Annotated in this window: 24 protein-coding genes, 1 tRNA gene and 1 pseudogene; 8 read left to right on the forward strand and 18 right to left on the reverse strand. The window is 61.0% G+C overall.

What is annotated here, in order from left to right; genetic code table 11:
• Positions 1–276: 276 nt before the first annotated feature.
• The 4 genes from FHW69_RS12140 to FHW69_RS12155 form a co-directional block, all read right to left on the reverse strand.
• A complete protein-coding gene (locus FHW69_RS12140) occupies positions 277–483 on the reverse strand; it encodes a hypothetical protein (protein ID WP_183423339.1) in 207 nt (68 codons plus the stop codon).
• Positions 484–750: 267 nt separating this feature from the next.
• Positions 751–1,374: a hypothetical protein gene (locus FHW69_RS12145; RefSeq protein WP_221195521.1), complete on the reverse strand. Its 624-nt coding sequence runs from the start codon at positions 1,372–1,374 to the stop codon at positions 751–753.
• Positions 1,375–1,867: 493 nt separating this feature from the next.
• A complete protein-coding gene (locus tag FHW69_RS12150) occupies positions 1,868–3,076 on the reverse strand; it encodes an XRE family transcriptional regulator (protein WP_183423340.1) in 1,209 nt (402 codons plus the stop codon).
• Between the two features lie 2 nt (positions 3,077–3,078).
• Positions 3,079–3,384 carry a hypothetical protein gene (locus FHW69_RS12155; RefSeq protein WP_183423341.1) on the reverse strand — a complete coding sequence of 102 codons (306 nt, stop codon included), beginning with the start codon at positions 3,382–3,384 and terminating at the stop codon, positions 3,079–3,081.
• Positions 3,385–3,733: 349 nt separating this feature from the next.
• Between FHW69_RS12155 and FHW69_RS12160 the strand changes: the two genes are divergently transcribed.
• The gene (locus tag FHW69_RS12160) at positions 3,734–4,576 is read left to right on the forward strand and encodes a hypothetical protein (protein WP_183423342.1); all 843 of its coding nucleotides are present in this window, start codon (positions 3,734–3,736) and stop codon (positions 4,574–4,576) included.
• 63 nt (positions 4,577–4,639) lie between these two features.
• Positions 4,640–5,068, forward strand: a complete 429-nt coding sequence (locus tag FHW69_RS12165; RefSeq protein ID WP_183423343.1) for a hypothetical protein — start codon at positions 4,640–4,642, stop codon at positions 5,066–5,068.
• Between the two features lie 300 nt (positions 5,069–5,368).
• Here FHW69_RS12165 and FHW69_RS12170 read toward each other — a convergent pair whose 3' ends face one another.
• From FHW69_RS12170 to rplM, 6 genes are all read right to left on the reverse strand, one after another.
• On the reverse strand, positions 5,369–7,108 hold the full coding sequence (locus FHW69_RS12170) for a MobA/MobL family protein (RefSeq protein ID WP_183423344.1): 1,740 nt from the start codon (positions 7,106–7,108) through the stop codon (positions 5,369–5,371).
• Between the two features lie 232 nt (positions 7,109–7,340).
• Positions 7,341–7,922, reverse strand: coding sequence for a hypothetical protein (locus tag FHW69_RS12175; RefSeq protein WP_183423345.1), 582 nt, complete (start codon positions 7,920–7,922; stop codon positions 7,341–7,343).
• Between the two features lie 367 nt (positions 7,923–8,289).
• On the reverse strand, positions 8,290–9,519 hold the full coding sequence (locus FHW69_RS12180) for a site-specific integrase (RefSeq protein WP_183423346.1): 1,230 nt from the start codon (positions 9,517–9,519) through the stop codon (positions 8,290–8,292).
• A gap of 291 nt (positions 9,520–9,810) precedes the next feature.
• Positions 9,811–9,884: transfer RNA gene (locus FHW69_RS12185), tRNA-Gln, on the reverse strand.
• A 72-nt stretch (positions 9,885–9,956) separates the two neighbouring features.
• Positions 9,957–10,349, reverse strand: coding sequence for a 30S ribosomal protein S9 (gene rpsI, locus FHW69_RS12190; protein ID WP_183423347.1), 393 nt, complete (start codon positions 10,347–10,349; stop codon positions 9,957–9,959).
• 9 nt (positions 10,350–10,358) lie between these two features.
• Complete coding sequence (gene rplM, locus FHW69_RS12195; RefSeq protein ID WP_183423348.1) at positions 10,359–10,787, reverse strand: 50S ribosomal protein L13; 429 nt, start codon at positions 10,785–10,787, stop codon at positions 10,359–10,361.
• A 139-nt stretch (positions 10,788–10,926) separates the two neighbouring features.
• Between rplM and FHW69_RS19055 the strand changes: the two are divergent.
• The 3 genes and pseudogenes from FHW69_RS19055 to coq7 form a co-directional block, all read left to right on the forward strand.
• Positions 10,927–11,157: pseudogene (locus tag FHW69_RS19055) on the forward strand (4Fe-4S dicluster domain-containing protein); the annotation flags it as partial.
• A gap of 156 nt (positions 11,158–11,313) precedes the next feature.
• Positions 11,314–12,132, forward strand: a complete 819-nt coding sequence (locus tag FHW69_RS12200; protein ID WP_255494789.1) for a (Fe-S)-binding protein — start codon at positions 11,314–11,316, stop codon at positions 12,130–12,132.
• Positions 12,129–12,770 carry a 2-polyprenyl-3-methyl-6-methoxy-1,4-benzoquinone monooxygenase gene (coq7, locus tag FHW69_RS12205; protein WP_183423350.1) on the forward strand — a complete coding sequence of 214 codons (642 nt, stop codon included), beginning with the start codon at positions 12,129–12,131 and terminating at the stop codon, positions 12,768–12,770. The genes FHW69_RS12200 and coq7 overlap by 4 nt, the downstream gene beginning before the upstream one ends.
• Before the next feature lie 55 nt (positions 12,771–12,825).
• On the opposite strand, the gene speD is transcribed toward coq7, so the two are convergent.
• Positions 12,826–13,611, reverse strand: coding sequence for an adenosylmethionine decarboxylase (gene speD / locus FHW69_RS12210; protein ID WP_036109987.1), 786 nt, complete (start codon positions 13,609–13,611; stop codon positions 12,826–12,828).
• A gap of 299 nt (positions 13,612–13,910) precedes the next feature.
• On the opposite strand from speD, the gene crp reads away from it, so the two are divergent.
• Positions 13,911–14,621 carry a cAMP-activated global transcriptional regulator CRP gene (gene crp / locus FHW69_RS12215; RefSeq protein WP_183423351.1) on the forward strand — a complete coding sequence of 237 codons (711 nt, stop codon included), beginning with the start codon at positions 13,911–13,913 and terminating at the stop codon, positions 14,619–14,621.
• A gap of 58 nt (positions 14,622–14,679) precedes the next feature.
• Here the strand turns inward: crp and FHW69_RS12220 are convergent, their stop codons facing one another.
• Positions 14,680–15,627, reverse strand: a complete 948-nt coding sequence (locus tag FHW69_RS12220; RefSeq protein ID WP_183423352.1) for a bifunctional helix-turn-helix transcriptional regulator/GNAT family N-acetyltransferase — start codon at positions 15,625–15,627, stop codon at positions 14,680–14,682.
• A gap of 135 nt (positions 15,628–15,762) precedes the next feature.
• On the opposite strand from FHW69_RS12220, the gene FHW69_RS12225 reads away from it, so the two are divergent.
• Complete coding sequence (locus tag FHW69_RS12225; RefSeq protein ID WP_183423512.1) at positions 15,763–16,512, forward strand: sulfite exporter TauE/SafE family protein; 750 nt, start codon at positions 15,763–15,765, stop codon at positions 16,510–16,512.
• An 8-nt stretch (positions 16,513–16,520) separates the two neighbouring features.
• On the opposite strand, the gene FHW69_RS12230 is transcribed toward FHW69_RS12225, so the two are convergent.
• Genes FHW69_RS12230 through FHW69_RS12245 form a run of 4 tightly spaced genes read right to left on the reverse strand, consistent with a single transcriptional unit; the run spans position 16,521 to position 19,764 of the window.
• Positions 16,521–17,228: a haloacid dehalogenase-like hydrolase gene (locus FHW69_RS12230; protein WP_183423353.1), complete on the reverse strand. Its 708-nt coding sequence runs from the start codon at positions 17,226–17,228 to the stop codon at positions 16,521–16,523.
• A gap of 5 nt (positions 17,229–17,233) precedes the next feature.
• Positions 17,234–18,064, reverse strand: coding sequence for an indole-3-glycerol phosphate synthase TrpC (gene trpC / locus FHW69_RS12235; protein ID WP_183423354.1), 831 nt, complete (start codon positions 18,062–18,064; stop codon positions 17,234–17,236).
• 56 nt (positions 18,065–18,120) lie between these two features.
• Positions 18,121–19,152, reverse strand: a complete 1,032-nt coding sequence (trpD, locus tag FHW69_RS12240; protein WP_183423355.1) for an anthranilate phosphoribosyltransferase — start codon at positions 19,150–19,152, stop codon at positions 18,121–18,123.
• A gap of 15 nt (positions 19,153–19,167) precedes the next feature.
• Positions 19,168–19,764 carry an aminodeoxychorismate/anthranilate synthase component II gene (locus FHW69_RS12245; protein ID WP_183423356.1) on the reverse strand — a complete coding sequence of 199 codons (597 nt, stop codon included), beginning with the start codon at positions 19,762–19,764 and terminating at the stop codon, positions 19,168–19,170.
• Between the two features lie 296 nt (positions 19,765–20,060).
• On the opposite strand from FHW69_RS12245, the gene FHW69_RS12250 reads away from it, so the two are divergent.
• Complete coding sequence (locus tag FHW69_RS12250; RefSeq protein ID WP_183423357.1) at positions 20,061–21,548, forward strand: serine hydrolase domain-containing protein; 1,488 nt, start codon at positions 20,061–20,063, stop codon at positions 21,546–21,548.
• A 52-nt stretch (positions 21,549–21,600) separates the two neighbouring features.
• On the opposite strand, the gene aqpZ is transcribed toward FHW69_RS12250, so the two are convergent.
• A complete protein-coding gene (gene aqpZ, locus FHW69_RS12255) occupies positions 21,601–22,317 on the reverse strand; it encodes an aquaporin Z (protein WP_221195522.1) in 717 nt (238 codons plus the stop codon).
• Positions 22,318–22,532: 215 nt separating this feature from the next.
• Entirely contained in the window at positions 22,533–23,351 is an 819-nt protein-coding gene (locus FHW69_RS12260) for a DUF2884 family protein (protein ID WP_183423358.1), read from the reverse strand.
• Between the last annotated feature and the right edge of the window lie 9 nt (positions 23,352–23,360).

Consider the following 23,360-nt stretch of genomic DNA (forward strand, 5'->3'; position numbering starts at 1 on the left):
ATGCCGTGCTTAACTCAGGCAAATACCAAACCCCATAAACGAAAAAGCCCCTGCGTAAGCAGGGGCTTAGACGATTTGGCTGGGAGACTAGGATCTTTTCAGATTTCCAGCCAACCCGTGCCGCGTCTAAGCATGATGACGCTTGGCCTCTCGGGGTCGTTGACCTCGTGAGTTGACCAAGGGATTGCACATTATCACGACACCTGGACGGGTCCTGCCAGGGTGGCCGTGTCTCAGCAAACGAGGGCCCGGAGGCCCCCGCCGCTGTTTTTCGACTTACTTAGGCTTACGGTTGTAAGGCGACTGGTTCGTAGGCTTCAAAGAAACCCCGTCCTTACTCGCCTGGTTGCTGACCGCGGCCGGCGTGCGCCCCATCTTCAACCCGATGACCCGCGTGGGCGTATTGCCACGGGCGAGGTCCTTGAGCTGACTGTGATCCTTGGAAGTCCAAGGCTTGCCCGAGTTGGGCGGCTGCTTCGTCATAACGTTTTTGCTCCTGTCGGATATCCGACATAGAAGCCGCCCCTCTATTTGCGGTGTTGAGGCGACGGCGCTATAAAATGGAGCACTGGTCATAGGCAAGCCTGTGATCAGCGCACCCGGTGGGTGCTCACCACGACCTCCGATCAGGCTCGTTTCCAAGGCCAGACTGATCGGGGGTCTTCTTTTTTACGGCACCCGACGGGTGGGCTCGCGCCGGATGCCGATTGCTAATGTCTTGTGCATACCATTTTCTCCGGGTAAAACCCGTTACGTGCTCGACTCGGTTGCCGACCCCGGCGCCTCTGGCACTGGCGGCGGTGTTACGACAGGAGCAGCCGCGGCCTGCTGCTGCGCAAGCCAATATTTACGAATGCCTTCCAGATCACCAAAGGCGCCGACATCGGCAACGCGATCCGTAAACCGCGAGTAGATGCCGTCCTGAACCAGTTTGTGGCTGCGCATCCACTCGACGGCCACGTTGGGGTTGAGCAGAAGCACATAGTGATATTCGCCAGACGCCCCGGGTTTCGTCGCCAAGAAGTTGAGTTCTTGCAGTCGCTTCATCCGCCGGCGCCACGTGTCTACGGCTCGCGCACCTGAAAATCCGGCCTCGGCCGCGAACGTAGAGGGATTTTCAATGGAGACCACGGGGTGATCCGGGGCCCGTGCCCACAAGCAGAACAAAACGTGGCCGGCTGGCTGCCCCTTTGACTGGTCGTCAATCGCCTGCATGGCGATCGGCAAGGTGCGTGGGACAGTCGAAAACCCGTCGTTTTGCTTCCGGTGCCACAGCCACTCCGCCGGATACGTCGGAAAGTGGATCTTCCTCTGCTCCTCCGCTCGCTCGGCCATTTTCAGGCGACGTGCAGAGGACTGTTTGCTGTTGGCCATGGAAATCTCGTGCCGATGCGATAGACAGATGATCCGCCCCCAGCAGCGCGATTTCAAGGAATCGAAACGCGAAGAAATGCCCGGGACAAGGATAGACGAAATCTATTCCTGATGTTCTAAAAACACAACAAATATGCACGTCACGGCTAGTCAAGGACGCACGATACCGCACATGATCCAATCGCAAGCCACGGTAATACCTACAATATTTCTACCATCTGTGTGCTCAAAGTGATCCGGTACTTTCCGTCCTCGCCTGTGCTCGCAGTGATCCTGAGGTTCGTAAGGAGGCCTTATGGCCCCGACGGCCGTCGAAGTTGCTCCGAAAATCGGCAATCGGGGGCGTCAAAAAGAGCCAGGGACGAGGTGTGCATGCTGCTCCGCTTACCCAGCCCGGAACCCATGCCACACCCGGATCAACCATCCTCGTCCAAGGGTGTCGGTCATGCCAGCCCTCCCGGCCGTTACACCGGACCGGGGCCTCGCGGGTTAATCACTTTCGACGCCGAAACTGATCGAAGGCGAGCACCGTGCTCGTATTGAACGGCTGATCGCTCGCTGCCGAGGATGCCACGCGGCGAACTGGCAACTGGAGCACCTCGCCGCCTCCTTGAAGATAGTTTTCTGGAAGACCGGTCAGTGCCTCCACGTCGCGCTCCGACAAACCGAAATGCCGAGCAACGCCATTCACGGTCATCACCCCTTCCGTGAGAAGCAGCTCAATGGTCCTGCGCAGGAGCCTCGGCTGCTCAGGGGCCCAACCTGCATCGCCGGGCTCCGACTTGACGCCCCAGCGTGCCGATCGCCGTTTGAACAAGGAGACTTTGTCGCCCTCGGTGATCATCCCCAGGGCCTCAAGGCGCATGACGATGGCGCCAACGGAAATGCCCCAGCGCTGCTTCAACAGCAACAAGTTATCCAATGTAACGGGCAATCGCACCTCGGCGGAGAAACTCTCAGCAGGCAAAAGAAACGCGCCCGCAAAGCGATGAGCCTGCTTCTCCATTTCGTTGTGACGCAGTCGATCACTCGCCTTCGGAATAAGCCGATGAAGGACCAGGTGCCCCAACTCATGAGCGGCATCGAAGCGACTACGAAAGCCATTGGCTTTGTCCGCCGCAAGGAGAATGAAGGGGCGGCCAAGAACCTTGCTCCAGGCCGACAGCCCTTCGATCTGAGCCACACCGGTTTCTTCGCGAACGACAATAGCACCTGCATTTTCCAATGCCAGAACCACGTCCTGAACTGGGCCCGATCCCAACCCCCATACGTCACGGCATTCCTGGGCTACCGCCTCAATGTCTTCCGCGAGGATTTGATCCGGCTCTGTAAACGAGCGGGTCGGAAACGAGAGCGCTGGAAAATCCACATACTCCTGGAGCGCAGCCGAGATTTCCTGGGCCCACGACATGCGAGCCTGGAGCATTTCGCGCGCGGACTGGTGGGCCGATGCGTTACTGCGGAATAGGGGAGCAGTTGTCGCCTCCAGCACCGGACGCGTGAACCACTCCCCCTTCACGTTCACCACCGACGCCAAACGCTCCAGCGTTTCCGGTTCGGGCGTCTGCGCACCTGACCGCCACTTGCTGATGGTTGAGGGTGAAACACCAATCATGGCCGCCAACTGGACCTGAGAAAGACGACGGACCGCCAGCACTTCAAGCAGGCGGTCCGATTGGAAACCACTTATTCTTTTGGACATGATCAAGACCCCGGAGGTGTAGGTCCAACTCCCTTCTTCACCTTGAGCGTCGGCAACGCCTTATCTTCCTGCGCTGCTTGCTTGACGTAGCGACGCACGAAGAGATCGATCGGCTCATGAAACAGCCAGCCCTTCATATCTTTATCTGGGACGGCGATTTCGATGGACAGCGGTCGCTCGGCTTGCTTGACGATCGGGCTGAAAATCCCGACGAAGAACACCGATGCGGTGGCGGGAGGAACGATAGGTTCAGACGAAAATATGTCTCGGATGACCAAGGGCTCAATCGCCTTATTCGCTTCCGCCATGATCAAGCGTTGCTTGCTCCGGCGGGCGTTAGACCCTGACATTTCCCCTGGCCTGCTCGAAGCGTCAAAAACGATGCATTTCGAAAGCGACGGCAAGGGAACATGAAACCTCTAGGCAGAGGGGTTGAACCTCTCACAAATCGAGGTCGTGTCAACAGGCCAGAGGAGAAGCCGTCATCGACTGCATGCCTCGGAATCGGCGCTGTGACGCGGTTCCCGTGAACGGATGTAGCGTTTCGCCGCAGTGCGGACGTGATTCGCGAACGTGTGATCAACCCCGCCCAAAATAGGCTTGACGGCGATTTATTCTCCGCTACAAGGCGCGCTTCTCTTGCTCGGTTAGGTTGTCATGTTGAGCGCCACTCCTGTCCCCTCCGTTCCCGTTTGGGAGCCTCACCTCTACGACATCATTGCCCACGGCGACGAGGTGCGGCTGTCGCCGACCTGTGCGGAAGGCCATGCGATGGTGATGGAGATCATCGAGCGCGGTTTCTTCAATCACATGCGCACCCCACGGGCAGGCGGTGCCGAGGACAGCGGTGACGTGCTCGCTCGCCTGTTCGGCGCTCCACCAGCGGGGGCCTCGGATCCGATTGTGGTTCAACGTGGGCGTGACCAGCCTTCATCGTCGTTGCCACCGGATGCCAACCCGTTGCCCCAGGAGGCGGCGCCCATCCCTGCGACGCCCAATACTGTGACACCGGTTGCCGCCCCTCCGATGCCAGCCACGGGATCGGAAAACTTGCTGAGCGAGTTGACCTCACGTCATCTGCGCAACCTGAAGCGCGGACCGAAGAAAGCCACGCCAGCCGATCGCGAGCGCCGCTATGTCCTCGACCTGCTGCGCGAGGTCATCGGCGATAAGCCGGTGGACGCCATCACTCCCGAGGACGCCGAAACCTTCGCCGACGTGCTGGCGGTCTGGCCGGTGCGGTTGATGAACCTGCCTGAGTTTCGTCACATGTCCGCCGTCAACATCGCCGCCAAGGCGAAACGCGAAAAGCGCCAGGCGATCCAACGCAGCACCCAGCACAAGCACAAGCACAAGCACAAGCACATCATGAGCGTCAGTGCGTTCTTCAACTGGTTGGTGAATGACTTAAAAGTCATTCCGATAAACCCTTTCCGGTTCATCCAAATGTCGCGGTATCACGACAACGTGCGGAAGAAAAAAGACATCTTCTCTGTGTAGGACCTGGAGGTGCTATTCGCGCCACAACACTTTCGCCGCTTCACGGAGCCGCACAAGTATTGGATGCCGTTGATTGCGTTGTTCTCGGGCATGCGGGTCAACGAGATCTCCCAACTTTACCTCGACGATGTCGAGACCGAAACCGTGATGGACGAGACCGGCGCCAAACGGAAGATCCTATATTTCCACATCACACCCTATCGCGATGGTCAGAGCATCAAAACCCCCTATTCGCTGCGTCGCATCCCGATCCATTCGAAACTGCTGGGCCTGGGCTTCGAACGCTATGTGGCTGACGTCAAGTCGACGGGAGCCGTCCACCTGTTTCCGGGACTGCACTGGGCGGAAGGTGGACCCGGTGTCGGGGTGTCGCATTGGTTCAACCGCTGGCACCTTCGCAGGAACTGCGCCATCCACACACCGACGAAAACCCCTGCATTGCTTCCGCCACACGCTGACGACGATGGCGGAACGCCAGCGCATTCCGGTTAGTGTAATCCGCACGCTCAATGGGCATAGCGACGGTCAGGGGATCGACGAGCGAACGTATGTGGCCCGGGGAAGCCTCTTGGAATGTCAGCGGGCTTTGGAGACGCTGGAGTTTCCGCCGTTGCCCTTGGAACCGTATGTATCGGCTCGGTTCCAGGCCTACCTCACGCACGCTGTAACGGAAGACATCCACGTGGCGCGCATGACGGATGACGGCAAACCCTATGTGCGACGGAAAGGGCGACCGCCGGCGTTGCCTGCCGGCGATACGCCAATGACGGGTTGAGCCTGGGGAAGCCACCATCATGGAACCGGACGACCCGCCGAGCGCCATTCATACCGTGGTGGCTTTGGCGCTGGACCATCCATGGCCTTGCCGCGATCCGGCTCCAACCTCGCTTTCGGCAGCAACACTTCCACCTGGTGGCGATCATCCTTGGGAAGCACGGCCAGCAATGGCGGCACATGCTCGGGGCTCACCTGAGCGAACTGGCCCACGGTCGATCGCAGCAGGTTCGTAACACGTGACTGCCGCGCTTTGAGTGTGTCACCCCGACCCACCAAATCCGCCAGCTCGGCCAGATGGGTCCGCGCCGTGGTCTTTAAGTCCTGAACGTGTCGGTGGTCGAACTGGATTTCGTGGGACAGTTCCCGCCACATCCGCGGCCTTCCGCTCTTTCCATGGATCGCTTTGGCTCGCATCATCTGCCAACGATGCGTGGCCTCCCACTTTTTCAGGCGCACGTCTGCCTCCGCGCGTTGCGCGCGACTGTCATCAAGCGCGGTGTCCGTATCCAATCTTGCCACCGTGCGTCGCCGCTGATCTTCGTCGTGCTGAACCAACGCCTTGGCAAAGGATCGTAAGGCACGAAGCGCGCGCTCAATCACACGAAGAAGTTCAACGAGCCTCGCGAAAACATCGTGTTGCGCAGGCGTCACGGGGACCGGTGCAGTCGCGCGAAAGCGCGCAAGCAGCGCGGTGTCCGCCAACGGCGCCGCATCAACCGTGGATGCGCCAGCAATCTCGGGTTCGATGTTGAAGCCCTCCCACCTGGGCGACCGCGCATGCCGACGGCGGGTCAGTGGAAGGCGATCGAGCAACGCCGGCGCCTCGGACGGCTCGGGTGTCGCTATGGGCACCGAGGCTTCGCGGGAGACATCGGCAACAGCCTGGTTTGTTTGCGCCGCGACTGCGGTGACGTGAGCGAGTTCGTAGACCTTGCTCATAAGGACAATCTCGCGCACGGCGTCACCCTTGCGGGTAAAGAAGCCTTTACGTTCCAACGCAGTGGCCGGGGCGCCGAGCGTCCGCTGCGGCACGGTAGGCAGGCCTTGGCGGAGGTAACTCCGGTGGTCGTAGTCCGCAGGCAAGCCCAGGGCAGCGGTGGATTGGTTCCACAACTCCGCCCACTTGGCATTGAACTGTTCAACGATGCCCGCGGACGTGCGTTTGTTCGACAGCACGGACAACTTTGCACCGAAACCTGAGCCCGCAGGATCGTTCTCCGCCCCCGAGCAGATCAGTTGCCGCGTTGGGAAATACAAGTGCGCGTGGTAGCCAACCTTGTCCCGAGATTTGGCCACGCCGAGCGCATCCACGTCGGCATCGCGATGGAGACCAACGGAGACCGCCGTGGTCAGTTGCTGCGCAATGAACCGGGCCAGGTGCTCGGCCAGGTCACCGGCCTGCGCATCCGACAAACCGAAGGGGATTGGAATGCGATAGTCACGAGCGACCTGCGCATCCTTGCGCTTCTCCGCGGCCTCTGCACGGTTCCAGAGTTCGGTGGGGTCCGTCGCCCAGGCCGGTGCGCCGAGCGGCGCCACGGTGAGCGCACGGACAATCTCTTCGCCCAACTCGCGTTTCCGATAGTCGTGCCACGTCTGTGTGCGTTCGTCGTAGAGCCGGAGGCCCAGACGATACGCGGCGCCCGCCACGGCCGAGTGGCCTGACGAGCGCGTGTGAGTTTGAAGGTGGGGGCGGGCATGTTGCGACAATCCATCCTCCTTGATGGTCGTGCAGCGAGGCACGATGGCGGTCATCCTTGACCAAAACACGGCGGGCGTCGGGCAACACGCCCCCTCGCCCCCACGTGCAACATCAAAGCAGAGCCGCGCGACATGTCAAGGACACTTGACATGTCAGAGTTGGGCGCTGGGTCTGCGGCGGGCATCACCCCGGGGCCAGGGCCTGCCGGGGCTCGGCTCCGGACTTTGCAGTGCTTCGGCTCTGAGCGTCGTGTTCGCAGAACACTAAGACGCGCTCTTGCTGACTTTACGCGGTGTGCTTTTTCTCTGGCTTCAAGCTGAGGACACCTTTGGTTCTAGGCTTAACCTCACTGGGCTCAGAAATGACATCCTCACTTGGATCCTTTCTTGACTTCCTAACCTCAACCACGGTTGGTGGAGGTGTCACAAGAGCGAACTGAGGCTTGCGAGCCGAAGCAACACGACCTGAATAACGTCCTATTTCGGTGTCGTAAACCGATCGCGTGTATTCGTAAATCGTCGTGACGCTAAAGAAGTTGAGGAGAGGAAAATACTTCAGAATCATCAAGCACGACGGCGAAAGCGTCATGTGGACAGAAAAGTCGCCTCTCGACTGATAAACCTTACCTACTTGACCGCACTTGTCCCAGAGCATCTGAGGGACCGTTCGCTTGCACTTTTTTAGCCAGGGGCCATGACGGTGCTTAATGTGTTCGGCACCCCATTCCCTGTCTCCGAGAAAGAGGCGTATTGGCGCGTCCTCAGTAAGAAAAGGAAGCGATCCGGCGGGCATCATGCCAAAATCGGGCGAGCCATTGACTGTCCAGAACTCGGCGCCAGTCGGTATCTCATACGTTTCGAAGTCCATTGCCCCGCCTTAACTGCGTCCTACCGTCATCTTGCCATGAACGTGAAGGTCTGGTAACCTCTGCATGCCGATAACGACGATTGACCCATCTGAGTGGCACGAAGATGAGGTCCACCTGCAGCGGCACCGGGGCCACACAGCATTAGCTGACCGGCGGGCGGAGAGAACCTAAGTTGTCACCGGGATAGGATATACGGTGTTGTTGTCGCTTAGGATGGGCACCAGGTAACTGGGTCTACGGGCGCCGTCCAAATGATTTTCGCCAAAAGCCGCCTAGTGCGGCTTTTGGTTTTTTTGGTCGGCGAACACCGATTGATTGCCCACTCAGACGCACGTAGGCATGCGAGCAAGCCGGATTAGCAACTCTTCATCGCTCTGTTCTTAGCATCAAACCTAACTCATAGAAATCGATCCACTCGTCCCACCGCAATCCCGGGAAGAAAGCCGACAACTCCCTGGCGCTCCACGCCCGCATGTAGTCACCGGCATGCACGTCCTCGCCAGCCTCATGGCCGACCAGTGCGCGGCGACGCTCCGCTGGCAAATCTGATCCTTGAAGCGTTTGGATGACGGTCTTGCGCAGGCTGTGAAAACCGACGATCCCCGCTGCACGCCGTGGCTTGATGCCGAGCGTGCCCAGGTAGTAACTGAAAGATTTGGAGATGCTGTTCCCCGCACCCGCACGACTGTCAATGCGCATGTCAGGGAACAGGCGTTCCGCACCACGCGCTCGCAACGCCTCGACGCGCTCCCACAATCCGAGCCGCAGCAGGTCGGGATGGATGGGCACCAGGCGCCGGCTGCTCTCCGTCTTCAACGACTGCCCATCGCTGTCGGCGGTCAGACGCATGCACTGCACACCGTCGACGATCTCGAAGTCCCGCAGGAAGAGTTGCGCCACTTCCGAAACGCGCGCGCCGCTGTAAAGCCCGATGAGCGCACCCCAACGCACGTGATCGCCGCGGGTCCGCTTGAGGTTGGCCGGGTCAAAGATGCGCTTCAACGTGATGGGCTCAAAACTCTCCCAGGCATGGCCACCCGCGCGGAGCGCCTTTTTCTCGGCCGCCTTCAGAACCACCACACCCTTGACCGGGTTCTCGCCCTTGGAGATATGCCCCGCCCGGATCAGTGCTTCGAAGATCTGCGCGACGTGGGAAACGGTGTTCGCAACGTAACGCTTCGTCAGTCCGCTGCGCAGCAAATCGGTGGCCCAGGCTGATGCCATGGGACGGGTGATTTCGTTGACCGGAACCTTGGGGCCGATGGCTTTAACAAACGCCGCACACGACCGCCTCCGCTGCTCAAACGTGTTGGGCTTGAGGGTGCGGCCCTCGGTCTCTTCATACGTCAAGATGGCATCGGCCAGGGTCGGCGCCTTAAGCATCTTCGACTTGGCTTCGGTCAGGAGACCCGGAGGCAACTGGACGCCCTGGAGCGCGCCCTTAGCCTGGGCGCCCAGCAAGATCGTCAGCGCCGCGGCGGCGCCGTCGTTGTCTTCCTGACTGCCGTTCGTTTTGACCCCGTAGAGCCCTCCCGGGAGGGGCTGGATTTCATACCGGCGCAAGCCCTTCAGATACTCGTCGAAGTCGCTTCCCATGCTTGGCCGTCCCCTGGCTTCCCTGAAGACCTGAGCATACTGCGCGCTGAGCACGTATGCCCAGACCTGAGCCGAGGCTGGGTCACGGGTGCGGAGACTACGCTTGATGATCCGGAGCCCGAGCGCGTCATGCAGATCGCGGGGAACGGTTAGTCGGAAGTGCCAGACGCCCGAGGCATGGCGGACCAGATGATGGGGGAGACGCATGGTTGGTGTTGACCAACCGAGTGACCAAGCGCGCCTGCACCTAGAAACGAAAAAGCCCCTGCGTAAGCAGGGGCTTTGACGATTTGGCTGGGAAACTAGGATTCGAACCTAGATAAACAGAGTCAGAGTCTGTTGTCCTACCGTTAGACGATTTCCCAATAAAACCAGAACCGGTGCACTCTGACCTTGGAGCACCGACCCTTGAAGCATTTGCCCTAGTGGAACAGAGCTTAGCGCTTCGAGAACTGCGTAGCGCGGCGAGCCTTGTGGAGACCGACCTTCTTACGCTCAACTTCGCGAGCGTCGCGGGTCATGAAACCAGCCTTGCGAAGCGGCGACTTCAGCGCTTCGTCGTACTCAACCAGGGCGCGGGAGATGCCGAGGCGGATAGCGCCGGCCTGACCCGTGATGCCGCCACCGGCGACAGTCACCATGATATCAAACTTTTCGGTGTTCTCGGTCAGTTCGAGCGGCTGGCGCACGATCATGCGCGAGGTCTCGCGGCCGAAGAACTGGTCGAGGGGCTTGCCGTTGACCACGATGCCACCGGTGCCCTTGCGAAGGAACACGCGGGCGGCGGAGGTCTTGCGACGGCCGGTGCCGTAATTCTGCTGAGTCGCCATCATGATTCCTTAGAGTTCCAGCGCCTGCGGCTGCTGTGCGGTATGCGGATGCTCGGAGCCACCGTACACCTTGAGCTTGCGATACATCGCGCGGCCCAGCGGGTTCTTCGGAAGCATGCCCTTCACGGCAATTTCGATCACGCGCTCCGGATGCGTAGCCAGCAGGTCCTTGAGACTCGTGGTCTTCAGGTTGCCGACGTAGCCGGTGAAGCGGTGGTACATCTTGTCGTCCAGCTTGGCGCCGGTGACTGCCACCTTCTCTGCGTTGACCACGACGATGTAATCGCCGGTATCGACGTGCGGGGTGAACTCCGGCTTATGCTTGCCGCGAAGACGACGCGCGATCTCGGTCGACAGACGACCGAGGGTCTTGTTCGTGGCGTCTACCACGAACCAATCGCGCTTGACGCTTTCCGGCTTGGCGCTGAACGTTTTCATTTCGGAATACCTAGTCTGCCGCCGCGAGGCGGAACACGAAATCGGTGAATCAAAGGCGCGAGAGAATAGCTGAACTTTCCCTCATCGCGCAAGCCCACCGATCGGTGAGCTTTGGGCCGACGATGATAACATGACTTTTATGCCTGTCGACAACCGCGAAACAATAATTTCTCTCGCGGACCAGTGCGTCATGTGCGGACTGTGCCTTCCCCAGTGCCCAACGTATTTGCTGGACGCGCAGGAAGCCGAGTCCCCACGGGGCCGAATCGCCATGGCCGCCGCAGTCGCCAAGGATACCGTAACTGCAACGCCCGCGCTAAGGCTCCATCTGGACCATTGCCTCGGCTGCATGAGCTGCGAGAAGGTTTGCCCCGCCAAAGTGCGTTTTGGCGAGCTTCTTGTGGAAACCCGGGCCCTGCTGGGCCCCTCCCCGGCGCGGGCACGTGTTCTTTCAGATGTGGTCCGGCGTCCTTCGATCTATCGGTGGATACGCGCCGCAGCCCGGCCCGCCCCGATACGCAGGCTGATGGCCCGCGTCGCCCGTCAGCTTCCCCGCTCAAGCGCCTGGCGGGCCGCCGCCACGATTCTGCTGGGACGCTTCACCAAAAACGGGGCGCTGCCCGCGCCCCTGCCCCCGCAGGGGGCATCCATGGGGCCGTCGCAAGATCGCGTCGCCCTGTTTCCAGGCTGCGTGGCCAGCGTGGAGGACGCCGCAGCACAACGCGCCGCCGCCACGCTGCTCAGGGCAGCAGGCTATGAGGTGACGGTATTACCGGCCTTCTGCTGCGGCGCCATGGATGCTCACGCGGGCGCCGCTGCAAGCGCGCAAGCCTCGGCCGAAGCAGTACGAGAGGCATTTGCCGGTTCAGGGGCCAGCCAACTGGTCACCGCCACGCCAGGTTGCCTGTCCACGCTGCGCCATGCGCTTCCGGAACGCTCGGCCGACGATGTCATCACGCTTCTGGCCGCCCGCGCGGATCGGCTTGCTTTTCGCGCCCTCCACGAGCGCGTCGCACTGCACATTCCCTGCACTCAGACCAACGTGGCGCGCAGTGATACCGCCTTGCGCACGTTGCTATCGCGCATTCCCGGCCTCGATGCCGCTTCGCTGCCGGCCCAGCCAACCTGCTGTGGCGCGGCCGGAACTCACATGCTGGATTTCCCGGAGCGCGCACAGACCTTGCGGGACATGACGCTGCGACAAGTCACCGCGTTGGCGCCTTCACGACTTCTGTCATCCAATGTGGGCTGCCGCATGCACCTGGCAGCGGGCATGACGCCGGAAACCGCCGTGCCTGACCTGCACCCGCTTACTCTGCTTGCCGATCAACTGGAGTCACCATGACCGTCCGCACACTCAGCCCACTGGATCGCCTTCTCTCCGGCATCGAACGCGCCATGGAGGCCGTCGGCGGGTCCCCGGAAGCCGGGCGACGCTCACCGGGCGATGTGGTTCCGGACGTTGCCATGGAAGAAGCGGATCGCAGGCACGCTGCGGGCCTCATGCGCATCAATCACGTGGGCGAAGTCTGCGCCCAGGCGCTTTATGTGGGCCAGGCCGCCCTGGCGCGCACCGAGGAAACCCGCGCCCACCTCATGCATGCCGCCGCCGAGGAAACCGACCATCTGGCGTGGTGCGCCGAGCGCCTGAAGCAGTTGGACAGCCGCCCGAGCCTGCTCAATCCACTGTGGTATGCGGGCAGTTACGCCATCGGCGTGGCCGCCGCTGCCATTGGCGACCCGATCAGCCTGGGCTTCGTGGTGGAAACCGAACGTCAGGTGGAAGCCCATCTGGCGGAGCATTTGCAAAGCCTGCCCGCTGAAGACGAGCGCTCGCGTGCCATCCTGCGGCAGATGCAGGAGGACGAAATCCGCCATGCGCAGAACGCCCAGGAACGTGGCGGCGTCGACCTGCCCTGGCCAATTCCGGGGCTGATGCACGCCGCGTCCAAGGTCATGAAGACCGTGGCCTACCGCTTCTGAGGGCTGACTCACCAGCCGCATATGCAAAAAACCCCGCTTTCGCGGGGCTTGGTTGTTACATCAGGTTGCGGCCGTGGAACAGTTCTTCGATCTCCCGGCGCAGCAGCGACTCGATGCGCTGACGCTCCTTGAACGACAGATCGTCGGCCTGAGCCTCGAACAGATACGTGTCCAGGTCGAAGTCCTTGATGTGCATCTTCGTGTGGAAGATGTTTTCCTGATAGACGTTGACGTCGAACATCTCGTACTTCTGACGGATGTGCTTGGCCAGGTAGTCCTGCACCGAGTTGATCTTGTGGTCGATGAAGTGCTTCTTGCCCTTCACGTCGCGGGTAAAGCCGCGCACGCGGTAGTCCGCGATCACGATGTCCGACTCGAAGCTGTCGATCAGGTAGTTCAGGGCCTTCAGCGGCGAGATCACGCCACAGGTGGCCACGTCGATATCGGCACGGAACGTGGCAATACCGTTGTGCGGGTGGGTTTCCGGGTAGGTATGGACGGTGATGTGGCTCTTGTCCATGTGCGCTACAACGGCGCCCGAAATCGTGTCACGTCCCAGCTTTTCGACCACCGGCTCCTCGGAAATGAGGATGGTGACCGACGCGCCCTGCGGATCGTAGTCCTGACGGGCGATGTTGAGGATGTTGGCGCCGATGATCTCGGCCACGTCCGTCAGGATCTGGGTCAGGCGGTCGGCGTCGTACTGCTCATCAATGTATTCGATGTAGTTCTGACGCTGCTGCTCGGACACGGCGTAGCAGATGTCGTAGATGTTGAAGCTGAGTGCCTTGGTCAGGTTGTTGAAACCCTGAAGGCGAAGACGGGGAAGCGGTTTAACCACAGCGACTCTCCGAGGCCGGAAATCGGCCAGCAGTAGACGCGGGTTAGCTACATGGGTCCCCGCAAAGGATTGAGGCAACGAACAGGAAGTGTCCGTGACTCGTGTTACCGGTATGAGACCCTGTGAAGGGAAGCCATCATCCGAAGGGGGGAAATTATGGGGCAAGATGCTCAGAATTTGAACAAGCAGTGCCAGACGTCATACATCGCCCTAACTCTGCAATAATCCTCGACGGATGTGGCGCGTCAGTGACGCCGGTCTTCGGCCGGCCACTGCAAGGGGCCGCCACCCCCCATCGGATGACGGAATCAGCTGTGGCTCAACTTAAATATCTGCTGCAACAGGCGTTCGAACGCTCCTCGGCACCAACAGGCTTCGCTCCCGATCCCGCATCGATGGAGCGATTTCTGGAGGCATGCCATCGCCGCCGGTACCCCGGCAAGACGGCGATCATTCGCCCGGGCGACCCCGCGAACACGCTTTATTACGTGGTCGAAGGCTCGCTGGCGGTATGCACCGAGGACGAAGAAGGCCGGGAATTGATCCTTGCCTACATCAACCGGGGGCAGTTCATCGGGGAGATGGGGCTGTTCGTGGAGCAGGCCCAGCGCGAATCGCTGGTTCGCACCCGCACGGCCGTTGAAATGGCCGAAATCAGCTACGAGCGGCTTTTCCAGCTTCTGGAAGGCCCGCTTTCGGCGGAATGCCCCAAGCTACTGTTCGCCATCGGCTCGCAACTTACCCAGCGCCTGCTCCGCACGTCGCGTCAGGTCAGTCGCATGGCCTTCATGGATGTGACCAACCGCGTGTCGCGCACCCTGCTTGACCTGTGCACCGAGCCTGATGCCATGTCTCACCCGGATGGCACGCAGATCCGCATTTCCCGTCAGGAAGTCAGCCGTATCGTCGGTTGCTCGCGTGAAATGGTCGGTCGCGTCCTCAAGCAGCTGGAGGAAGAACGCATGATCGACGTAGCGGGCAAGACCATCGTGGTACGCGGTACCCGCTGAATCTGCACGAGGGTGCGCCCGCCTGCGCGGGCACCCTTTTCGCTGATCCGAGGGCGGATCAGCCCTTCCAGATCATGTAAACGTCGGCGCGGGCGTAATGCGAGCCAGGGCGAATTTCGGGCTGACGCTCGAAACCCGCACGCTCGTACATGCCCAACGCCCGCTCCAGCCGGCTGTTCGACTCCAGGAACAGATCCTGCCCGTCCACTGCACGGAAGTGCTCGATGGCGGCGTCAAGCAACTTGCGGCCAGCGCCGAGCCCGCGATAGCTCTCATCCACGCCCATCTTCGAAAGCTCAAACACCCCCTCCGATTCGCGCAACAGCGCACAGGTGCCCACTACCTCGCCCGCAAATCGGGCAAAGAAGATAGCGCCGCCGGGATCAAGCACGGTGCCTTCCGGGTCGGCAAACATGGCCCTGTCCAGGTCTTCGACCTGAAAATGACGGGCAAGCCATTGCTCATTGAGACGGCGGAAGTGGTCACGCAAAGCGGGCTCGTAGGGCACCACCTCGACCGCGCATTCCCCAAGCATCTGGCGATGCGAAAGGATGGAAGCGACCAGGGGACGTTCGCTCAGAGCCTGCTCGCATCCTTCAATGGCATCGAGCAAGGCAGCCGACTGGGTTCCCAGCGAGGCGCAGATGCCGCGGCGGATGGCAAGCCAGACCGGCCCCAGCGCAGCAAGGGCGCGCTCGGCATCGTCGGTCAGAGCAAGCACACTGCGGCGGCCGTCCTGCGGATCGCGCTGGCGTACGACCATGCCCGCCTCAACCAGCCGGTCGGCCAGCTGGCTTACGGCCGAATGGGTCTGGCCAATGGCCAATGCCACCTCGGTGACCGTGGCAGGGCCACCGTCGCGAAGCAGCCGTAAAACGGGAAACCATCGTGATTCGATGCGAGCGCCGCAAGCACGGTAGACCTCGTCCACGGCCTGGTACATCTGGTCACTGAGCGCTTTCAGCCGACTGCCAAGCGCCAGTTCGCGCAACGTGGGGAGGTACATGTTTGCCCGATCTGTCCCTGTGGTCGCCTAAGCTAGCCGCGGATGTTTGCCCTGTGCAAGTAATTCCTTCATCGCAAGAAGGCACAGGCGTCAATTAATGTGCGCGTTGGCTTTGCGACCTTCGAAATCGCCCTGATGGACTGGACTCAGTTTTTGATATTTGCCGGCGTCGGCCTGCTGGCCCAACTGGTGGATGGCGCGCTGGGCATGGCTTACGGACTGGTCTCCAACGCCGTTCTGCTGTCGCTGGGCCTGCCTCCGGCCGTGGCCAGCGCCACGGTGCATACGGCAGAAGTCTTCACTACCGGCGTCTCGGGCGGCAGCCACGCGTTCTTCGGAAATGTGGACTGGAAGATATTCCGACGCCTGGCCATTCCGGGCGTGGTGGGCGGCGTCATAGGCGCGTGGTTTCTGGCCAGCGTGCCGGGCGAGGCACTCAAGCCCTTCGTATATGCCTACCTGCTTGTTCTGGGGATCGTAGTGCTGTTGCGGGCCGTCGGCCGCAACGTGTCTCACCATCGCGTACGCCATAAAGGTGTGCTGGGCTTTGTGGCAGGGCTGCTCGATGCCATTGGCGGGGGCGGCTGGGGGCCTATCGCGACCTCCACCCTTCTGGCACGTGGCGGCGCGGTGCGCACAACCATTGGGTCGGTGAATGCCGCGGAATTCGTCGTGACACTGGCAATCTCCCTCACCCTCATCTTTCACCTGGGCATCCAGCACTGGCAGATCGTGGCCGGCCTGCTGACCGGAGGCGTGATCGCCGCTCCCCTCGCCGCATGGCTGGTAAAGAGCCTACCGCCCCGCGCCGTCATGGCCGCCGTGGGCACACTCGTCACGGCCATCAGCATCTACCAACTTTGGATGCACTTCGTTGGCCGCTAGTGGCCCGGTCAGAACCAATGGACGGTTTGCAGGGCGCTCCCTATCGCCTTGGCCGCTTTCTTGCTCAGCTTCGCGTCCGGGTTGACGATGAATGGCGTAGTCGCAGCCCGAAGCAGGGGCAAGTCCGACAGGGAGTCGGTGTAGGCGATTGCGGCGGGCAATGGCACGCCGGCCGCCTTGAGCACGGCAACTTTTTCCTTGCCAACGTTGTGAGACACCAGCCGCACCCCGAAAAGACCACCACGGGTGCGGGAGGCGAGAAGCTCGAATCCCCCGAGTCGCACCTCGTCAAGAATGGCTTCGATCAGCGGGGCGTCGTTGCCGGTGACAACCACAACCCTGTCGCCTGCATCCACGTGACGGCGCAGCGTCGCGACGGCATCCCGCAGGAATACTCCCGGACGACGCGCATACAGACGTCCGAATTCGGCCACGCGGCGACGATACACAGCCTCACTTCGGCCGAAGGTCGCCACCCGCAGAAATACCCGGGCGAGAAAACGGTTGCCAGCCGGGGAAGGCAGCAGGAAAGGGACGAACGGAATCAGCGGCAACACGAAAAGCAGGCGCCAGCTTCCACGACGCGCAATACGTTCGCGAATGAACAGTTCCAGCGTCTGATCGCGCACGATCACGCCATCGAAATCGAACAACACAACGCGCTGCGTGGCAGCGACTGCCTCGTCGGCGGCCGCTTCCGGAATCCCCTGATTCATAGATTTCAGCGCTTACCGAACAGATGCCGCAGTTCTGAGCCCGGGTCGGCGGCGCGCATGAAAGCTTCGCCTACGAGGAAACAGTCGATGCCCGCCGTGCGAAGCTTGTGCACATCCTCATGCGTGTGAATGCCCGACTCGGCCACCAGCACGTGGTCGTGCCCGATGCGGTCTTTCAAACGCAGCGACGTACCCAGGGACGTTTCGAATGTACGCAGATCGCGATTGTTTACCCCGATCAGCGACGTGGGCAGATCAAGCGCCAGCTCCAGCTCCGTTTCGGTGTGGACCTCCACGAGCACATCCATATCCAGCTCGGCTGCCAGCATCGTCAGGTCACCCAGGTGAGCGGCGTCGTACTCTTCGGGATCGCAATCCGGATGCTTCGGCGCAAACGCCGCCACGATCAGCAGGATGCAGTCCGCGCCCATGGCACGGGCCTCGTACACCTGATATTTGTCGATGATGAAATCCTTGCGGAGCACCGGCAGCGAACAGGCATTGCGAGCCGCTATGAGGTAATCCTCGCTTCCCTGGAAGAAGTCGACGTCGGTCAGGACGGAAAGGCAGGCTGCGCCACCCGCTTCATAGCTGCGCGCGATGGCGGCAGGGTCAAAATCGGCACGAATCAGGCCCTTGCTGGGGCTGGCCTTCTTCACTTCGGCGATGACCGCCGACGAACCGGCGTGAAGCTTGGCCTCGATGGCAGCGGCAAAGCCACGTGTATGGGGAAGATCTTTCACTTCGGCCGCAAGGTCATCCAGCGAGCGGACCCGGCTGCGCTCGGTGATTTCCTGAACTTTGCGATCAAGGATTCTATTGAGAATATGGGACATCGGAGCGACTTCCTTCGGTATGCGAGGCGGATAGGGCATCCGGCCCGTCTACGACTTCAAGCGCCGAGGCGCTGAGTGGCCGCCACGAACGCGTCCATTTTTACACGAGCGGCGCCGCTGGCAATGGTCTGTCTTGCCAGCGCGATGCCTTCGGCAATAGATGCGCTGACATTCGCTGCGTAGAGGGCGGCGCCGGCATTCAGGCAGACGATGTCGTGGGGCACCCCGGGAACGCCAGAGATAGCCTCGATCAGCATGGCCTTCGACTCCTCGGCATTCTCCACCCGAAGATTCCGGCTGGACGCCATGGCCAGCCCGAAGTCCTCTGGCTCCACTTCGTATTCGCGCACTTCCCCATCACGCAACTCGCCCACCAGGGTGGCCGCGCCCAGGGAAATCTCGTCCATGCCATCACGGCCCCAGACGACCAATGCATGCCTTGCACCCAGCGCCTGCAGGGCACGAACCTGAATACCCACCAGATCCGGATGAAACACACCCATCAGAATGTTGGGCGCGCCCGCCGGATTCGTGAGGGGACCCAGGATGTTGAACAGAGTACGCACTCCCATCTCACGCCGCACGGGCGACACCACCTTCATGGCGGGATGATGGTTGGGGGCAAACATGAAGCCGATGTCGGTTTGCTCCATGCACAGGGAGACCTGCTCCGGCGTCAGGTCGATCCGGGCACCAAGCGCCTCCAGCACGTCGGCGCTGCCCGACTTCGACGACACACTGCGCCCACCGTGCTTGGCCACACGAGCACCCGCCGCGGCGGCCACGAACATGGAAGCGGTCGAGATATTGAAGGTGGAGGCGCCATCGCCGCCGGTGCCCACGATATCCACGAAATGCGGATGCGGCGCAGTCGTCACGGTGGCGGCCAGCTCACGCATCACGCGGGCGGCGCCTGTGATTTCTCCTACCGTTTCCTTCTTTACGCGAAGGCCGGTCATGATCGCAGCCGTCATCAGCGGGCTGACATCTCCACGCATGATCTGCCGCATCAGCTCGATCATCTCGTCGTGGAAGATCTCGCGGTGTTCAATGGTGCGCTGGAGCGCCTCGGAAGGAGTAATCGTCATGCGTGGCACCCGGGATTACGCCGCCATCGGCAGCGGCTGACCCAAAAAATTGCGCAGCAGGTCGTGACCATGCTGGGTGAGGATCGACTCGGGGTGGAACTGCACACCCTCGATGGGTAGCGTGCGGTGGCGCAGGCCCATGATTTCGTCGATGGAGCCGTCGTCGCGCTCGGTCCAGGCCGTGACCTCCAGACAGTCAGGCACGGAAGTCTTTTCCACTACCAGCGAATGGTAGCGCGTGGCCTCAAAGGGATCAGGCAACCCGGCGAATACACCCTGGCCACGATGACGCACCGGCGAGGTTTTGCCGTGCATGATTTCGCGGGCGCGGATGACCTTGCCGCCGAAGACCTGCCCAATCGCCTGATGCCCGAGGCAGACGCCGAAAATCGGAATCTCGCCCGCAAGCTCTTTCAGGATGTTGATCGACACACCCGCATCATCCGGCGTGCCCGGCCCGGGCGAAATCATGATCCGGGCAGGCGCCAGCGCGCGGATGTCCGCGACCGTCAGCGCGTCATTACGAACGACCTTCACTTCCTGCCCCAACTCGCCCAGGTACTGCACGAGATTGAAGGTAAAGCTGTCGTAGTTGTCGATCATCAAGAGCATAAAAACGCCTAAGCTACTGATTTTACAAAATCATTCTGTCAGCTAATGAAGAAAATACCAACAGATGTGCCAACTATTGCTTCCGCTGGCCCGCTCGCATGAATGCCAGTCGGTCATTGTAGCCACAGGCTGACGCAAGAAGCGGTCGTTCATTCCTCTGGCCACCTTCCGAGGCGGTCGGCGAGCAAACAGGTTGCCCCTGAAAACGTCAGCCATGCACCGGATAAGAGCTATCCCCTGCAACCTAATGGGCGCCGCACGCATCAGTCACTGACATCAACCTGCCTGGACATCTCATGAAACGACCCGCGCTGCTCATCATTGGCCTGGCCTTAAGCCTTGCAATCATGTCGGGGACGGCTGGCGCCAGCACACCGTCTCCCGAAAGTGTCGGGAAAGCCGACGCGGTGTTTCAGCGATTGGGGACGGCGTTTGTAAAGGATGGAAAGGCCGATGCGGTTTCCATCGCCGTGGTCATGAATGGACAGGCGCGGTTTTACAACTTTGGCCAGACTGGCCAGGGCAGCGCGGCGGCGCCCACAAAAGACTCTGTCTATGAGATTGCCTCGATCACCAAGACACTTTCTTCGCTGATCCTTGCTCACGCCGTTCTGGAGGGGAAGATCCGCCTGGATGACGACATCCGCCAGTATCTGCCTGGGTCTTATCCGAATCTGCAGTGGGAAGGCACCCCCGTCACCATACGGGATCTGGTGACTACCACCTCCGCACTACCTGACAATCTGCCCGATTTCGCCTCCGTTGTTGGCAACGCTGGCCCGGATAAGGCGCCCTTACTGATCAGCGCCTCGTTGCAGACGCAAACGAAGGCTGGCCTTCTGGAAGCCCTCAAAACGGCGAAGCTCATTGGGAAGCCCGGGCAAACGCCCCGGCATTCCAACGTAGCCGCCGAACTTGTGGGGATCATCCTGGAAAAGGTTTACGGCAAACCCTACCCCGCTCTGCTCGCCCAATATGTAGAAAAGCCATTTGGCATGAAGACGGGGACGGCGGCGCGTGAGGACCAATTGGTTCCTGGCCTTGATGCCAACCACGTCCGGATGCCCGCGATGACGGGCTCCCTGATTCTTCCCGCTGGCGGCCTGCGCTACAGCTCGGCTGACATGGCACAGTTCCTGAAAGGCGAACTCGCCAGGGGAAATGCTGCCGTCGACCTGAGCCAAAAGCCGGCATGGGGCAATCCGGACGACGCGGCTGTCGCTTTCAACTGGATCGTGACCACAACGATTGATGGCAGCCAGACACTGCGATCCTCTGGCGGGGCTTTCGGCTACTCAAGCTACATCGAGATGATGCCCGGCAAGAATTACGGCATCGTGCTGCTGGCCAATCGCCCGGGTGCAACACAGGGGCAGCTGGCTGACCTCGCCAACACGGCGGTCCTGGAAATCATGGGGCCGCCGCCCGCGCAAATCGCGCTTGAGCAGGCGCTCAGCGCCAATGCGTTTCGGGATGTGGCAGCAACGGTTCAGAAGGTGAAGCAGTCCCATCCCGAGCTTAATCTGCAAGAGGCCTACATCAATCGGTGGGCATACCGGCTTATGAACGACAAGCACACCGCCGAAGCGCAGGCGCTGTTCGCCTACAACGTCGCCGTCTATCCGACCAGCTGGAATGCCTACGACAGCCTTGCCGAGAGCTACGAGTCGTCAGGCAACGCGCCGCTTGCCATTGCCAACTACAAGCGGTCACTTGAGATCAACCCGGGTAACCAGCACGCCACTGACCATCTCAAGCGACTGACGGCACCCGCCGCACGTTGAGAACCGAAGGCGCGGCACCCCGATCAACGAGGTGCCGCGCCCGCAACGCAAGTCATCGAAGAACGACGGGGCTGCGGTCTTCCAGCAGATACCGGTAGATCAGCCCACCGACGATACCGCCCACGAGCGGGACCAGCCAGAACAGCCACAGCTGATGAAGGGCCCAGGTCCCCTGAAAGAGGGCCACGCCCGTGCTGCGCGCCGGATTCACCGACGTGTTGGTGACAGGTATACAGATGAGGTGGATCAGGGTGAGGCACAGGCCGATAGCCAGCGGGCCGAATCCCGCCGGCGCCCGGGCATCCGTTGCGCCATGAACCACGATGAGAAAAAACGCGGTCAGTACGAGTTCGGCGACGGCAGAGGCGTAAAGCGAATAGCCGCCCGGAGAATGCTCGCCATAACCGTTGGATGCGAAGCCCGACGCGGTGGCATCGAACCCCACCTTTCCACTGGCAATGGCATACAGCACGGCGCCAGCGAGAATCCCTCCGACGACCTGGGCGACCATATAGGGAATCACGTCCCGTACCGGGAACCGACCACCCGCCCAAAGGCCCAGCGTGATGGCGGGATTGAAATGGCCACCGGAAATGTGACCCACGGCGTAGGCCATGGTGACGACCGTCAAGCCGAATGCCAGTGCGACGCCCGCAAAGCCAATACCCAGTTCGGGAAAAGCCGCAGCCAGCACGGCGCTACCGCATCCTCCAAAAACCAACCAGAACGTGCCGAACAATTCAGCGGCAAAACGCCTGCTCATGCTCATGACGGCTCTCCGTTGATTACGTGAGAGACGAGCGCGACCCGGATATCGGGCCAGCACGCCCCGATCACCGCCAAAATGACGGCGGGAGCAGGCTAGCACGGAAGATTTGGGGGAAAGTGGTGCTTTTACTTACATCGAATGGCTAGTATCCGGCTTCCTTGCCACGTGATATACGCCGAATCGAACCTCGTACGAGTGGCGATCTGGCCATTGGCTCATTCCGAAGCCACGCGCGATTGACTCTTGTCGTTCTCAGTCTTCGGCCGGATGGTCATCAACTGCAAGCCGGAACCATCGCTCAGCTTGATGTGCCAGCTCTTCTGCAACGCCGCCAGATCATTCAGCCGCGGACAAACATTGTCGGTGTCGGCATCCAGGCGTTTGGAGCGCACATCCATTGCCCGGTTGAGCGACTTGTCCAGAGAGTCGGCGCGTTCCTGAAGTGCAGCCATCTTTGTGCTGTCGCCACTGAGGGCGGCACTTACGGCATTGGCGGTGACCGTGCCGACGAGTTCCCCGACGGTATCGCCCACCGAATCTTCTATAAGATTCTTCGCGCGCTTTGCCTGCCAATGCCCCTGCCCCAGCGTGGCATCCACCTCACGCAATGCTTCGGCATGTTTGCGGTTGAGCTTGTCCAGCACATGAGTGCGTTCGTCGCCCACGGCAAAACTCGTGGTGACCGTAGTCATCGCAGCGAAGCCAAGGTCCAGAGCCTCATGCGCAATGCTTGCAGCAATGGGCATCAGCTGACGTACGCCGTCCTCATACTTGCGCAGAGCCTCGGCGTCGGCCGCGGAAACGCTTACATCACGACCATCCACGCGCAGCGCGCCGTCATGGATGAACACCTTTCGAGGCGTGCCGTCTTCCTGATGGAACGTGATGCCATCGCGGGCCACGTCCACGTCGAAAGGTGTGCTGTAGTCGTACGAGCACTTGCTGGTGCTGATATTGATGGTACGGGCGGTAACAGGTGCCGCCGCAGCCACAATCACGGCAGCGATAGTGCAGGCAATAAGTGAACGGTGCATGGCAAAACT

Origin of the sequence: Luteibacter sp. Sphag1AF, assembly GCF_014192715.1 — a bacterium.
Taxonomy (GTDB): Bacteria; Pseudomonadota; Gammaproteobacteria; order Xanthomonadales; family Rhodanobacteraceae; genus Luteibacter.

Bases quoted from the DNA above. Each gene is read 5' to 3' on its own strand.
- trpC (WP_183423354.1), bottom strand. From the start codon at position 18,064: ATGTCCCATATTCTCAATAGAATCCTTGATCGCAAAGTTCAGGAAATC.
- coq7 (WP_183423350.1), top strand. From the start codon at position 12,129: ATGACCGTCCGCACACTCAGCCCACTGGATCGCCTTCTCTCCGGCATC.
- trpD (WP_183423355.1), bottom strand. From the start codon at position 19,152: ATGACGATTACTCCTTCCGAGGCGCTCCAGCGCACCATTGAACACCGC.
- FHW69_RS12200 (WP_255494789.1), top strand. From the start codon at position 11,314: ATGGCCCGCGTCGCCCGTCAGCTTCCCCGCTCAAGCGCCTGGCGGGCC.
- FHW69_RS12180 (WP_183423346.1), bottom strand. From the start codon at position 9,519: ATGGGAAGCGACTTCGACGAGTATCTGAAGGGCTTGCGCCGGTATGAA.
- FHW69_RS12260 (WP_183423358.1), bottom strand. From the start codon at position 23,351: ATGCACCGTTCACTTATTGCCTGCACTATCGCTGCCGTGATTGTGGCT.
- FHW69_RS12175 (WP_183423345.1), bottom strand. From the start codon at position 7,922: ATGGACTTCGAAACGTATGAGATACCGACTGGCGCCGAGTTCTGGACA.
- rplM (WP_183423348.1), bottom strand. From the start codon at position 10,787: ATGAAAACGTTCAGCGCCAAGCCGGAAAGCGTCAAGCGCGATTGGTTC.
- FHW69_RS12155 (WP_183423341.1), bottom strand. From the start codon at position 3,384: ATGGCGGAAGCGAATAAGGCGATTGAGCCCTTGGTCATCCGAGACATA.
- FHW69_RS12165 (WP_183423343.1), top strand. From the start codon at position 4,640: ATGCCGTTGATTGCGTTGTTCTCGGGCATGCGGGTCAACGAGATCTCC.
- FHW69_RS12220 (WP_183423352.1), bottom strand. From the start codon at position 15,627: ATGTACCTCCCCACGTTGCGCGAACTGGCGCTTGGCAGTCGGCTGAAA.
- FHW69_RS12150 (WP_183423340.1), bottom strand. From the start codon at position 3,076: ATGTCCAAAAGAATAAGTGGTTTCCAATCGGACCGCCTGCTTGAAGTG.
- FHW69_RS12145 (WP_221195521.1), bottom strand. From the start codon at position 1,374: ATGGCCAACAGCAAACAGTCCTCTGCACGTCGCCTGAAAATGGCCGAG.
- rpsI (WP_183423347.1), bottom strand. From the start codon at position 10,349: ATGGCGACTCAGCAGAATTACGGCACCGGCCGTCGCAAGACCTCCGCC.
- FHW69_RS12250 (WP_183423357.1), top strand. From the start codon at position 20,061: ATGAAACGACCCGCGCTGCTCATCATTGGCCTGGCCTTAAGCCTTGCA.
- FHW69_RS12230 (WP_183423353.1), bottom strand. From the start codon at position 17,228: ATGAATCAGGGGATTCCGGAAGCGGCCGCCGACGAGGCAGTCGCTGCC.
- FHW69_RS12170 (WP_183423344.1), bottom strand. From the start codon at position 7,108: ATGACCGCCATCGTGCCTCGCTGCACGACCATCAAGGAGGATGGATTG.
- FHW69_RS12160 (WP_183423342.1), top strand. From the start codon at position 3,734: ATGTTGAGCGCCACTCCTGTCCCCTCCGTTCCCGTTTGGGAGCCTCAC.
- FHW69_RS12140 (WP_183423339.1), bottom strand. From the start codon at position 483: ATGACGAAGCAGCCGCCCAACTCGGGCAAGCCTTGGACTTCCAAGGAT.
- crp (WP_183423351.1), top strand. From the start codon at position 13,911: ATGACGGAATCAGCTGTGGCTCAACTTAAATATCTGCTGCAACAGGCG.
- FHW69_RS12245 (WP_183423356.1), bottom strand. From the start codon at position 19,764: ATGCTCTTGATGATCGACAACTACGACAGCTTTACCTTCAATCTCGTG.
- aqpZ (WP_221195522.1), bottom strand. From the start codon at position 22,317: ATGAGCATGAGCAGGCGTTTTGCCGCTGAATTGTTCGGCACGTTCTGG.
- FHW69_RS12225 (WP_183423512.1), top strand. From the start codon at position 15,763: ATGGACTGGACTCAGTTTTTGATATTTGCCGGCGTCGGCCTGCTGGCC.